Raw genomic sequence first — 11,961 nt, forward strand, 5'->3', positions numbered from 1 at the left:
CTACCTTTATTCGAATCCATCGAGCGTGTAAGCGAGCGTGGTCCCGGTGGGCGGCGCCGCTGGCGGGGCCGGACGCGGGCCGGGGCACCGAGGGGGCGGGCGGGTCTTGCGCGTGTTGGTGACGGGCGCGGCGGGTTTCATCGGTTCCCACGTGGTGCAGCATCTGCTCGAGGGGAGGGAGGAACACGGCCGGGCGGGTGACGCCGGGCCTGCGCGCAGCGCGGTCGCGGCCCGCGAGATCGCCGCCATCGACGACTTCTCGGCCGGCCGCGTCGACCGCATCGGGGAGGTGGTGGTGCAGCGCGTCGACGTCACCGAGCCCGAGGCGGTCGAGGCGGTGTTCCGCGCCTTCCGGCCTGAGGCCGTGATCCACCTGGCCGCCCAGGTCAGCGTGGAGCGGTCGCTGCAGCGGCCGGACCGGGATGTGGAGGTCAACGTCTACGGGACCCTCAACGTCCTGCGGGCGGCGGTGGCGGTGGGGACGCGCCGGGTGGTGTTCGCCTCGTCGGCGGCGGTGTACGGGAACCCCCGCCGGCTGCCGGTGGACGAAGACCACCCGCTCGAGCCGCTCTCGGTGTACGGCCGTTCGAAGCAGACGGCGGAGTGGCTGATCCAGCAGTACGCCCGGGGCGCGGGCCTGGAGGCGGTGATCCTCCGCCTGGGGAACGTGTACGGCCCGGGGCAGCGGCCCGAGACGGGGCCCGTGGTGGCCCGGTTCTTCCTCGACGCGTTGCGCGGCCAGGGGCCGGTGATCCACGGCGATGGCCGGCAGACCCGGGACTTCGTGTTCGTGACCGACGTGGCGCGGGCCTTCGCCCGGGCGCTGGTGGGGCCGGCCGGCCTCGTGGCCAACGTCGCCGGCGGGTCGGCGACGACCATCGGGGATCTGGCCGAGCGGATCGGCCGGTTGGTGGAGGGGGCGCCCTCGCCGCGGCATGGGCCGCCTCGACCCGGCGACATCCGCCACAGCGTCCTGGACAACCGGCGGGCGCGGGAGCGGCTGGGCTGGGCTCCCCAGGTGAGCCTCGACGAGGGGCTCGCGCTGACCTATCGCTGGTACCGCCAGCGGGTGGTGCAGCCGGCGCCGGCCGGGTAGGGCGCGGGCGGGCGGTGCAGCCCGCGACAGGCGGGTAGGGTGCGGCCAGGTAGGACGCGGGCGGGCGGGGCAGCCAGCGCCGGCCGGCTAGGGCGCGGGTGGGGGCGCCGGCCAGACCGCGGCCGGGGGGTCGCCGGTTGGGGTGGGGCCGGGAGGCCGCCGGGTAGGGCGCGGCCGGGATGCAGCCGGCCAGGGTGGGGCCGGGAGGCCTCCCGTTCACCCCTGGCCGGTCAGCCATGCCACCACCAGCAGCCCCAGCACCAGGGCCAGCCCCAGGAACAGCGTCAGCGTCTCGCGAAGCAGTTCCCAGGCGGCGGGGTTGATGGTGGCCTCCCGGGGGGAGTCGGGGGGTTCGCCCATGAGGAAGACCTTCTTCAGCGAATCCATGACGAGGCGCCAGATCCTTCGCACGTTCCAATCCCCTTTGGCCGGCCGCCACCGTCGCAGCCGCCGGGGCCGGGCGCATCCTCACCCGCCGGGCGCATCCTCGCCCGCCGGGCGCATCCTCGCCCCTGGCGTCCTGGTGTCGCCGCGGCGCCGCCGGCGCGGGAGCCAGCGTCGAACCGGAGTCGAGCGGTGTCAACTTTTGTTGGTCCGTCGCCGGAAGAACCGGCTTCGCCATGGGGCAGGGAATCCCTGTAGCCGATCCGGCTACAGTCGCGAACCGATGCCGAACGAGGGAGGGGTGGTCATGGCCAACGAGCGGAAGACCCCGGCAGCGGGCGGCGCGGGGACCGGCGGGCAGGGAGGCACCGTGGCCCAGCCGCCGTTCCTCCGGGGGCGGGTCCAGGGCGCGGGGCTGCTCCCGTCGGCCTGGTGGCGCGGCCTCGAGGAAGTGCGGGAGATGGCGGACCGGTGGGCCGGCGACCTCGGCCGCGAGGCCTTCTGGTGGGTGCCCGGGCCGGAGATGAACCCGATCGGCGGGCTGCTGCGCCACATCGCGGGGTCCAGCCTGCGGCTGCTCTGCTACGCGGTGGGCGAGCCCATCCCCGACGAGCTGCGCGCCCGCGCCCGGGAGGAGCTCAAGCCCTCGCCGGAGGTGGAGCCGGCGCAGGTGCTGCGTCAGTTCCACGAAGAGGTGGCCCGGGTCCAGGAGCGGATCCGGGGCCTGAGCGACGCCGACCTGGCGGCGCAGCGGGTGGTGGGCCGTCAGCAGGTGCCGGCGGAGGCCGCGTTCATCCTGCACCACCTGGTGGAACACGCCCAGCACCACATGGGGCAGGTCATCGTGTTGCGGAAGCTGTGGAACGCGACCCACATGTAGGGCGCGGACCTACATCCCGATCTACATGTAGATGCGAAAATAGAGGCCCTCGTCCCGCATGCCGGCGGAGCGGTACAGCTCGTGCGCCACCTGGCGGTGGTAGCCCGACTCCAGGGTCACACTCCAGCAGTTCCGCTCCCGCGCGAGCTCGAAGCCCCGCTGGAGGAGGGCCTTGCCGATGCCGAGGCCGCGGGCGGAGGCGGTGACGATCAGGTCGGGGATCCACGCCTGCGGTCGCAGGTGGTTGAGCCGGTCGCGGAACTCCAACGACATGAAGCCGACGATGCGGCCGTCCAGCTCGGCCACCAGGGAGGCGGTGTCGGGGCGCTGGATGTGCCGGAGGTACACGGCCCGGGCGGCCGCTTCCGCCTCCGCCGGGACGGCGGGGCGCCCGAGTTCTTCCAGGAGACGGGTGATGGCCTCGAAATCGCCGGGCTCGGCCAACCGGATGGTCACGGCGGGACGACCGGTGGTCACGGCGAAAGCCCCCTCCGAAACCAGACCTGGCCTTGCGTTCGTCCCGTTCGGGTGGCGGGATTCGCCGGGGGGCCGGTGGGCTCCTCTGGGCTCTTCCGGCGGGTTGCCGGGCGCGGCCCGGCCGTCTAGCCGCCGCTCCCCGCCCCCGGTGCGCCGCCCGACCCCAACGCTTCTCGGTACGCCGCCACCGGGTCGCCCGGCAGCTGCCACCCGAAGTGACGCAGCGTCGCGGCCAACGCCCGGACGAACCGCTCGCCCTTCTCGGGGCGGGCGTTCTCGCCCATGTGGCCGGCCCGCCAGACGCGGCCGGCGGCGTCCCCCCAGCTGCCGGCCATGAGGACGCCGTGTTCTTCCCACATGAAGCGGCGGATCTCCTGCTCGCGGGGGCGCAGGTCGTTCGGGATGAGCCAGGCGGTCACCGCCCGGGCGGCCGCCCGCGGCTCGGGGTACAGCTCCAGACCGGCCGCCTCGCCGGCCGCGCGGATCGCCCGCGCCAGCCGCTCGTGGCGGGCCAGGCGCGCCGCCTCGCCCTCGGCCAGGGCGTCGGCGACGGCCGCATACAGGGCGTAGACGTCCGAGGTCGACGGGGTGTAGGGGAACTCGCCCTTCTCCAGCCAGAGGTCCTTCCACAGCCGCAGGTTCAGGTAGACCCCGCGGATCGGGGTGCGGCGCCGGGCCATGGCCTCCCAGGCCGCGCGGCTGACGCTGAGGAGGGCCAGGCCGGGCGGGGCGGAGAGCGCCTTCTGCGAGCCGCCCAGGACCACGTCGGCGTGCCAGGCGTCGGCCTCCAGGGGCTCGGCGGCGATGGCGGAGACGCTGTCCATCACCGTCAGGATGCCGTGCTCGTGGAGGACGGGCAGGATCCGGTCCACGGGGTTGGTCAGGCCGGTGGGCGTCTCGCAGTGGACCAGGGTCGCCAGTTTGAAGGGCTTCTGGTCCCGGAGGAACCGGCGCAGGGCGTCCGGATCCAGGGGCTGGCGGTCGGGGGCCTCGAAGACGGTGACCTCGGCGCCGTAGTCCCGGGCGAAGTCGGCGAACCCGTGGCCGTACAGGCCGTTGGCCAGGGCGAGGACGCGGTCGCCGGGTTCGACCAGCGAGGCGATGGCGGCCTCGAGGCCCAACAGGCCCTCGCCGGCCAGGATCAGGACGTCGCTCTGGGTATGCAGCAGTTCCTGCAGCCCGGCGCAGGTGGCGCGGTAGAGGGCGGCGAAGTCCGGGTCGAGGTCCGAGTTGGCCACGGGGAGGGCCATGGCCTCCCGGACGCGGGGCGAGACCTCCGTGGGGCCGGGGGTGAAGACGAGCCGCTCTTCCAGGCGGCGGGCGAAGGCGAGAAGGTTCGGATCCATGGCGAATCCTCCTTGTCCTGGACCCGGGAGGGTGGTCCTGGCCCCGATAGGGCGGAAGAGGATCCGGCCCCCGGGGCCGGTCCGGTGGTCCCCATCGAACCCATGGTAGCGCACAAGAAGCGTTGCGAGGGGCATGGACGCCAGAGCGCGGGGGACTGGCCGCGCGGGGGCTTGGGGGCGGCGACTCGCCGGGCCCGTTCCAGGACGCGCCCGGTCCCATCAGGAGGTGCCGGGCCGGCCCAAGGACATATCTGGTCTGCGCAGGGACGTGTCCGATCAAGGTCCCGTCCGACCCGCCCGGTCGCTGCGGCTGGATCGGCTCGTTCGGCGTCGCGGGGGAGGTGAGGCGGATGCGTCGCTGGCTGGCGTGCGGGAGCGGGTGGTACTGGCTATACGCGGCCGCGGGGGCGGCGGTCCTGCTGCTGCTTTCCTAACATGCGGCGTTTCTCCGGTGAGAGGAGTGGTGCCGCGGTGACAACCTTCGACCGGCTGGCATCCCGGGTCTTCGATCTCTACGAGCGCCAGCAATACCGGCAGGCCCTGGATCTCCTTGACAGGGAGGGGGTCGGTCACCCGGAACAGGCCTGGCACATCGGGTATTGGCGGGTTTGTTTGCTAACGCGCCTGGGCGACGCGGAGGCCGCGTTGACCCATTTGGAGCAACTGCTCGACCAGGGCCTGTGGATTCCCGTGACATGGTTGCGCAACGACCCCGACCTGGCCGGGCTTCGGGGCCACCCGCGCTTCGAGCGGGCGGTCGCGGTGTGCGAACAACGTCAGAGCGAAGCGCAACGAATGGTCGTGCCGCGGCGCGTCCTCCTGTTCCCCGAGGGAACCGCTCTACGTCCCGAAGATACCGCGCTGAGCCAGGGCAGCGGGTCCGCCCCGCCGGGCCGGAGTTCCGCTCCGGTCCTCATCGCGCTTCACGGCAACGCCGAGAACGCCGCCAGGGCGGCGGGTTGCTGGCGCTTCGTGGCTTCCCACGGATGGGCCCTTCTGGTCCCCCAGTCGACCCAGGTCATGGGTCCGGATGCCTACCACTGGGACGATCTCGACCGGGGTGCCCAGGATGTCCGGTACCATTACCGGTCGATGCTCGACGATGCGGCTGCCCCGGGGGCTTCCCTCGATCCCAAGCGGGTGGTGCTGGCGGGGTTCTCCCGAGGTGCAGCCCTTGCCCTCCACCTCGCCCTGTCGGGGGTTCTACTTGCCCGGGGTGTCATCGCCCTTGCGCCTCACCTGACGGATTGGAGCTACATGGAAGGACTTCTGGAGCCAAGCCCTCGCAACCCAGGCCTCCGGGCCTACTTCTGGGCCGGGTCTCGGGACGAACGGGCCGTCCGCATGATTGAGGACGTGGCCAGGTGGATGGAGGCGGCGGGCCTCACGGTACAGGTCGAGATCGTCCAGGGGGCCGGGCACTTCTACCCACCCGACCTCGAGGCGCGCATCGCACCGCTGCTCGCCACATGGCGGTGATCCCCTGCGGGGCAATCTAGGAAAGGCCTGCATTTTTTGTCGAGCTGTCGGCCGCAGGTACGTCGACCGGCCCCGGGTCCCGGGTAGCCGCAGCAAGTCGAAAGGACGCCCCCATGACGGAAGGATCACCGCGCCCAACCCCTCAGGCATCGCCCGCAGCGCCCCGGAGCAGGGGGCGCCGTACGGCACCGTCGCCCCAGGCGCCGGCGGAGGCAGGGCCGGACCCGGCCGGCGGGACGCATTCCAACTCCCCGGAGGACCGCAGGGGGGCGCCGGAGGTGTCCGGTTCGGGCATCTCGGCGGCGGTGCCTGGCGCCGCCATCGCGGCGGAGGGTCCTGACGCCGGCGTCACGGGGGCGGGTCCTCGTTCCGGCATTCTTCGGGGTGCGACCATCCAGGTGGGCGGCGTGCAGCTTCACCTGGGCTTCGTTGCCATTTGCCTTTCGGAACGGGACTGCTCGCCCGCCGGGTCCATGACGGTGACGGCGGCGTCGCGCCTCGACCCCGAAGCGCGGCGCTACCGGTTGCGGGAGATCGCCCGCCGCAACCTGGAGAACACCCTGCGGATCCTGTTCTTCGCCCGGGCCCACGGAATCCGCCTCTACAGGATCTCTGCCAACATGATTCCCCTGACAACCCACCCCCTGACCGCCGACTGGCGGTGGTGGGACGAGCCGGACCTGCAGGCCACGGGCGCCCGGGTCGGCCGGGTGGCCCGGGAGGCGGGCATCCGGCTCAGTTCCCACCTGCCCGAAATCTGTGGCCTGGGCAGTGAGAGCCAGTTTCGCTGGCTTGGCGCGTACCTGGCCTACCACCGCCGCCTGTTCGACCTCCTGGATCTGGACGAACGGGCCAGGATCGTGATCCACGTGGGCGGGCGCCGGGGTCGGAGCCAGGGTCCGGGCGAGAACCGCGGGCGCGAGCGGCACCAGCGGGCTGCGGCCGGGGATGGAGCGCGGGCGATCCTTGAGAAAGCGGGGCGTCATCTGGAGCAACTGGACGGGTGGGCCCGGTCCCGGCTGGTCCTGGAGAACGACGACCGGACCGTGGACATCGCCACCACCCTGGAACTGGCGGAACGGTTCGGCCTGCCCGTGGCCTTCGATTGGCACCACCACGTCTGCTGCCCGCCGGCAGCCTTTCCGGAGCCCCGGAGCGCGGAGGGCCTGGCCGCCCTGGAGCCGCTCCTGGTCAGGACCTTTCGCCTGTGGCGGGACCGGCCGCCCAAGATCCACCTCTCCAGTCCCCGGGACGGCGCCAGCCTGCGGGCCCATGCCGACTACGTGGACCCGGCCTTCGTCAAGCCGCTGCTGGCGATCCTCCCCCGGCTGGGCGTCCCGGAGGTCGACGGGATGGTGGAGGCGAAGAAGAAAGACCTGGCCCTATTCCGGCTGGCACGGGTTCTGGGAGCAGGGACCGCGTCCCCAGGCCCGTAATCCGGCCACGTCAAGGAGTGCACCCGCAACCGAGCATGGACAGGAACCGCAACGGGAACCCGAACCGGGATGACCTTCCGGCCGAGCGCCCCGCCGGCCCGCCGATCGCTACGCCCAGCCCGGTGGAGATCCTTCCCCTGGTTCGCTCTCTGGCCGAGGCCGGCTGCCCGGTGGTGCTGGGCGGTAGCGGGCTTCTGGCCAGCCTGGGGCTGATCGACCGGGTCCGCGACTGGGACCTGGTCACCGACGCGCCGGTGGAACGGGTGATGGCCGCGGCGCCCACGTTACGGGGCTGAGAACAGCTAACGCGCTTCTTATCATTTCTGCCCCAACGTCATCAAATCTTCGCATTCCCTCCCCTCAGCTCCTCGGCCGAGCTTTGACACGGAACATATGTTCTGGTATGTTCTCCTTGGATGGTTTTGGGGGGCCTGCCCGTGCGTGTGTTGCAGGCGTACCGTTTCGCCCTCGACGCCACACCCCGCCAGGAACGGGCGTTGGCCTCCCACGTGGGCGCCCGCCGCTTCGCCTTCAACTGGGGTCTGGCGCTGGTGAAGGAGCGCCTGGAAGCCCGCGCCCGGGGTGAAGACGTGGAAGTGCCATGGACCCTCGCCGCCTTGCGGCGGGAGTGGAACCGGCAAAAGCACCTCGTCGCCCCCTGGTGGCGGGAGAACTCGAAGGAAGCCTACTCCTCCGGTCTGGACGGACTCGCCCGGGCCCTGCAGAACTGGTCGAAGAGCCGCCAGGGCGAACGCAAGGGGCGCCGGGTGGGGTTTCCCCGGTTCCGGAAAAAGGGCCGTGGCCGGGAGTCGGTGCGGTTCACCACCGGCGCGATCCGGGTGGATGACAAGAGCCACGTCGTCCTGCCCCGGATCGGGCGGGTGAAGACCCACGAGCCCACCACGGCCCTGCGCCGGCGCGTCGAAGCAGGGACGGCCCGCATCCTCTCGGCCACGGTGTCGCGGGAGGGGGGCCGGTGGTTCGTCAGCTTCACCTGCGAGGTGGAGCGGCCGCCGGGCCGCCCCCGGTTCCCCGGGCGGGTGGTGGGCGTGGACGCGGGGGTGAAGCACCTGGCGGTCCTTTCGACGGGCGTGGTGTGGCCGAACCCGCGACCCCTTGAAAAAGTCCTCCGGAAGATCGCCCGGTCCAGTCGCGCCCTGGCCCGCCGCCAAAAGGGCAGCCGAAGGTGGCAACAGGCCCGCCGCCGGCTGGCCCGGTTCCATGCGCGGGTCCGGAACCTCCGCCAGGATGCCCTTCACAAGCTAACCCACCACCTGGCGAGCACCTACGGCGTGGTGGTGGTTGAGCAGCTGCACGTGGCGGGCATGTTGAAGAACCGCCGGCTCGCCCGGGCGTTGGCGGATGCGGCCCTGGCGCAAATCCGCCGCCAGCTCAACTACAAGTGCCCCTGGCACGGGGCGGTCCTGGTCGAAGCGCCGCCCTTCTACCCCAGCAGCAAGCGTTGTTCCCGGTGCGGCGCGGTCAAGTCGTCGCTGCCGCTTTCGCAGCGCATCTTCCGCTGCGAGGAATGCGGGCTCGTGCTCGACCGGGACGAAAACGCGGCGCGGAATCTCGCGGCCCTGGTGGCCGCCGTCGCCGGGAGTGGCCCGGAGACGGAAAACGCCCGTGGACGGGATGGAAGACCTGCCACAAGGCAGGCGATCCCGGAGGAAGCGGGAAGCCGGCACCGGCGCATGGCCGGGTAAGACCGGCACCGCCGATCCGCAAGGATCGGCTGCCTGAAACAGATGACGATGTTTCAGGTAACGGATGGAGCGGCTCGTTTCGGCTGCGGGCGCCGAGACTCTACGCCAGCCGGTTCTTCCTCCGATTGACGCCGGTCCCGGGCTCTGAACCCCGCCGCCCTGTGGATCTGATCGGCGGGTTCGCCATCCGCACCGACGGCGGGATCTGCCGTCTGCCGGCGCTGGAGGGCGGGACCCGGCAGGGCGTCCCCACCGCCAGCCCCGAAGTGTGGCTGGTCGCCTACCGGCTGATGAACCGCCACGACCGGGCGGACCTTCTGGCCGGCTACCTTCGCCGCCACGGGGCCGCACCAGACCGGGTGCGCCGGCTGCTGCTCGAGCCGTTGCCCGCGGCGGTGCGCCGGGAGCTGGAGGCCTTGCTGGATCGGCGGAAACGCTTGGGGGGAGGGTCGCCCGGTGCCGGCAACGAATCGTAACGGAGGCCGCGACCTTCGATGCGCGTAGCGGGCCGCGGGGCGCCGCCCGCCCCCTCCGGCCCGTGAGGAGGTATTCCCCTTGGCAGGACTTGACTACTACCGCGTCGCCGAGCTCTTCTCCCCCGAGGAGCGCCTGATCCAGGAGGAGGCGCGTCGCTTCCTCGAGGCCGAGGCGGCGCCCCACATCGCCCGGTGGTGGGAGGAGGGGACCTTCCCGCGCCACCTGATCCCCCGCTTCGGCGAGCTGGGGTTCCTGGGGTCGAACCTGCCCGAGGCGTACGGCGGAGCCGGCGCCAGCAACGTGGCCTACGGCCTCATCATGTACGAACTGGAGCGCATCGACTCGGGCCTGCGCAGCTTCGTCAGCGTGCAGAGCTCGCTGGTGATGTACCCCATCTACCGCTACGGCTCGGAGGAGCAGCGGCGCGAGTACCTGCCCCGGCTGGCCCGGGGCGAGATCGTCGGCTGCTTCGGCCTGACGGAGCCCGACGGCGGCTCGGACCCGGGCTCCATGAAGACCCGCGCCCGGAAGGACGGTTCGTCCTACGTGATCACCGGCCGGAAGATGTGGATCACCAACGGCAACATCGCCGACATCGCGGTGATCTGGGCGAAGGACGACGAGGGCGTGGTGCGGGGGTTCATCGTGCCCACGGACGCCCCGGGGTTCCGGGCGCGGGAGATCCAGCACAAGATGAGCCTGCGGGCTTCCGTGACCTCGGAGCTCATCCTCGATGAGGTGCGGGTCGACGCGGCCCAGATGCTGCCCGAGGCCCGCGGCCTGGGCGCGGCCCTGAGCTGTCTGACCCAGGCGCGGTACGGCATCGCCTGGGGCGCGGCGGGGGTGATCGACGCCGTCTTCCACGAGGCGCTGGAGTTCGCCCGGCACCGGATCACCTTCGGCCGGCCCATCGCCGAGCGCCAGCTGGTGCAGGCGAAGCTGGTGGAGATGGTGGAGTCCCACACCCAGGCGCTCCTGATGTCCTGGCGGCTCGGCAAGCTCAAGGACGAGGACAAGCTGACCTACGCCCAGGTGTCCCTGGCGAAGCGCAGCAACGTGCGGGCGGCGCTGCGGGCGGCCCGCTCGGCCCGCGAGATCCTGGGCGGCAGCGGCATCACCCTGGAGTACGCGGCGATCCGCCACATGCTGAACCTGGAGACGGTGGACACCTACGAGGGGACGTACGACATCCACACGCTCATCGTGGGCCGCGACGTGACGGGCCTGGGGGCCTTCTAGGACCAGGCTCGGGGAGGGGGTCGACCCCGATCTTACCCCTCCACGTTCGTCAAGAGGTGGACGCCGTTCTCCTGGCAGCGGCAGGCGAGGTAGGCGTCGGGAAACGGTGCCGCTCCGGAGGCTTGGCGCTCGAGTGCGAACACGGCAGGAGGCAGGAGGTACTTGCCGGGAGTGTCATTCGTCCCCGAGCAGGCCGAAGGCGCCCTCCCAACGCCGGATGAGCCCCACAGGACAGCGCCGTGCGCCCTGTCCCAGGGGATTGTCCCGCAAGATGGCCAGCAGCAGGCGCGGGGGGAAGGGGTGCGAACTGGCCCGGATGGTGCCCCCGTTGTCGTTGATGTCGACGATGTGCACCGGCACGCCCAACGCCTGGGCCAGCTCCCGGGCGATGGCCACCGCCTCGGCCCGGCGCAGGGGCGGGAGCACCCACCCCTCGTAGGGGCTTCCGGCCCGCATCCCGTCCAGGCAACGCGCCCCGTCGCCCGCCACGTGGTAGAACACGCCGCGGATGCCCAGCGGCCGCGTCAGGGCTGCGGCGGCGGCCGCCGCCAGGATCCGCAGCCGGCCCGTCTCCGCGATGGCTACCTGCATCTTCTCCGGGACGGACAGCCCCTGCCCCCACCCCGTGGGCCGGACGTGGCGGGCCAGCAGCCGGGCGAGACGACCCGGCCGCACCTGGTGGGCGGGAATCATCCGCCCGCGGGCGGCGATCACCGCCGTCTCGCTGATGATGGCGTGGTCGCCGGGTCGCAGGTGGGGCCCGAGGTACCGGCGCAGGGCGGCGGCCAGGTCTTCCCCCCGCTGGAACCAGTGGGTGCGCACCACCACGCGCTCGAAGGCGTGCGGCCCCACCTTGACCCGGCTGATGAAGACCCCCGCGGCTTCGCCGCCGACGGTCCACGCCCCGCCGCGTCCGGCCGTCCACCGCTCGTCTTCGCGCCCGGTCGACCGCTCCCCGTCGCCGTGGTCGTCGCGGCCGTCGTCCCGGTCCGTGTCGGGATAGGGGTCGACGGGCGTGGCCGGCTCCGGCTTCGGGTAGACCGCCGGTTCCACCACCTCGGTCGGCGCCACCACCGTCTCGGGTTCTTCCCGCGGCCACCGGTCCGGCCCGACCTCCCGGCGCGGCAGGGTCGCCGGCTCGTGGCCCGGGAAGGGGAAGGGCTCGCCGGGCAGGCGCGCGGCCGGGTCGGCGCGGCGCGGGGCCGCACGGCTGCCGGCGGGGTGTCGGAGGATCCGGCCGGTGCCGCCCCGGGGTTCGGCTGCCACGGACTCCACCTCCTGCGCCGCGGCCCGTCCGGCGATGCAGGCTCCGGCCGATGCAGCCTCCGGCGGGCGCGGGTCTTACCCCTGCGGTGCGGATCGTCTTGGCTCCTGGGGTCGCCGGTCTTGCCCAGGATAGTCTGGGTTGCGCAGGAGGGTGTCATGCGCGCGGCGCGGTGCG

At 72.4% G+C, this 11,961-nt stretch carries 12 protein-coding genes; 8 read left to right on the forward strand and 4 right to left on the reverse strand.

All coding sequences use genetic code 11. The features are described from left to right. The first annotated feature begins 112 nt into the window (after positions 1 to 112). Positions 113 to 1,096 carry a GDP-mannose 4,6-dehydratase gene (locus E1B22_RS07220; RefSeq protein ID WP_243123851.1) on the forward strand — a complete coding sequence of 328 codons (984 nt, stop codon included), beginning with the start codon at positions 113 to 115 and terminating at the stop codon, positions 1,094 to 1,096. A 216-nt stretch (positions 1,097 to 1,312) separates the two neighbouring features. Here E1B22_RS07220 and E1B22_RS07225 read toward each other — a convergent pair whose 3' ends face one another. Further along, positions 1,313 to 1,507 (reverse strand): hypothetical protein, encoded by a 195-nt coding sequence (locus tag E1B22_RS07225; RefSeq protein ID WP_135225113.1) that lies wholly within the window; start codon positions 1,505 to 1,507, stop codon positions 1,313 to 1,315. A gap of 280 nt (positions 1,508 to 1,787) precedes the next feature. Here E1B22_RS07225 and E1B22_RS07230 point away from each other — a divergent pair, with 280 nt between their 5' ends. Continuing rightward, positions 1,788 to 2,360 carry a DinB family protein gene (locus tag E1B22_RS07230; protein ID WP_135225114.1) on the forward strand — a complete coding sequence of 191 codons (573 nt, stop codon included), beginning with the start codon at positions 1,788 to 1,790 and terminating at the stop codon, positions 2,358 to 2,360. A 21-nt stretch (positions 2,361 to 2,381) separates the two neighbouring features. On the opposite strand, the gene E1B22_RS07235 is transcribed toward E1B22_RS07230, so the two are convergent. Both E1B22_RS07235 and E1B22_RS07240 read right to left on the reverse strand, forming a co-directional pair. Then, positions 2,382 to 2,837 carry a GNAT family N-acetyltransferase gene (locus E1B22_RS07235; protein ID WP_167758877.1) on the reverse strand — a complete coding sequence of 152 codons (456 nt, stop codon included), beginning with the start codon at positions 2,835 to 2,837 and terminating at the stop codon, positions 2,382 to 2,384. Between the two features lie 125 nt (positions 2,838 to 2,962). Beyond that, positions 2,963 to 4,183, reverse strand: a complete 1,221-nt coding sequence (locus tag E1B22_RS07240; protein WP_135225116.1) for an alanine--glyoxylate aminotransferase family protein — start codon at positions 4,181 to 4,183, stop codon at positions 2,963 to 2,965. Between the two features lie 471 nt (positions 4,184 to 4,654). Here E1B22_RS07240 and E1B22_RS07245 point away from each other — a divergent pair, with 471 nt between their 5' ends. The 6 genes from E1B22_RS07245 (at position 4,655) to E1B22_RS07265 (ending at position 10,520) form a co-directional block, all read left to right on the forward strand. Next, positions 4,655 to 5,662: an alpha/beta hydrolase gene (locus E1B22_RS07245; RefSeq protein WP_167758878.1), complete on the forward strand. Its 1,008-nt coding sequence runs from the start codon at positions 4,655 to 4,657 to the stop codon at positions 5,660 to 5,662. Between the two features lie 278 nt (positions 5,663 to 5,940). Further along, positions 5,941 to 7,098 carry a hypothetical protein gene (locus E1B22_RS07250; protein ID WP_135225118.1) on the forward strand — a complete coding sequence of 386 codons (1,158 nt, stop codon included), beginning with the start codon at positions 5,941 to 5,943 and terminating at the stop codon, positions 7,096 to 7,098. Between the two features lie 170 nt (positions 7,099 to 7,268). Continuing rightward, the gene (locus E1B22_RS13715) at positions 7,269 to 7,394 is read left to right on the forward strand and encodes a hypothetical protein (RefSeq protein ID WP_256369283.1); all 126 of its coding nucleotides are present in this window, start codon (positions 7,269 to 7,271) and stop codon (positions 7,392 to 7,394) included. A gap of 141 nt (positions 7,395 to 7,535) precedes the next feature. Beyond that, the gene (gene tnpB, locus E1B22_RS07255; protein WP_243123230.1) at positions 7,536 to 8,804 is read left to right on the forward strand and encodes an IS607 family element RNA-guided endonuclease TnpB; all 1,269 of its coding nucleotides are present in this window, start codon (positions 7,536 to 7,538) and stop codon (positions 8,802 to 8,804) included. A 161-nt stretch (positions 8,805 to 8,965) separates the two neighbouring features. Continuing rightward, entirely contained in the window at positions 8,966 to 9,280 is a 315-nt protein-coding gene (locus tag E1B22_RS07260; RefSeq protein ID WP_135225119.1) for a hypothetical protein, read from the forward strand. A gap of 79 nt (positions 9,281 to 9,359) precedes the next feature. After that, positions 9,360 to 10,520, forward strand: coding sequence for an acyl-CoA dehydrogenase family protein (locus E1B22_RS07265; RefSeq protein ID WP_135225120.1), 1,161 nt, complete (start codon positions 9,360 to 9,362; stop codon positions 10,518 to 10,520). Between the two features lie 174 nt (positions 10,521 to 10,694). Here the strand turns inward: E1B22_RS07265 and E1B22_RS07270 are convergent, their stop codons facing one another. Beyond that, positions 10,695 to 11,786 (reverse strand): hypothetical protein, encoded by a 1,092-nt coding sequence (locus E1B22_RS07270; protein ID WP_243123231.1) that lies wholly within the window; start codon positions 11,784 to 11,786, stop codon positions 10,695 to 10,697. Positions 11,787 to 11,961 lie beyond the last annotated feature (175 nt).

This window comes from Thermaerobacter sp. FW80 (assembly GCF_004634385.1).
GTDB lineage: Bacteria > Bacillota > Sulfobacillia > Thermaerobacterales > Thermaerobacteraceae > Thermaerobacter > Thermaerobacter composti.

Excerpts from the sequence above, each read along its gene's own strand:
- E1B22_RS07230 (WP_135225114.1), top strand. The coding sequence starts at position 1,788 with ATGGCCAACGAGCGGAAGACCCCGGCAGCGGGCGGCGCGGGGACCGGC.
- E1B22_RS07240 (WP_135225116.1), bottom strand. The coding sequence starts at position 4,183 with ATGGATCCGAACCTTCTCGCCTTCGCCCGCCGCCTGGAAGAGCGGCTC.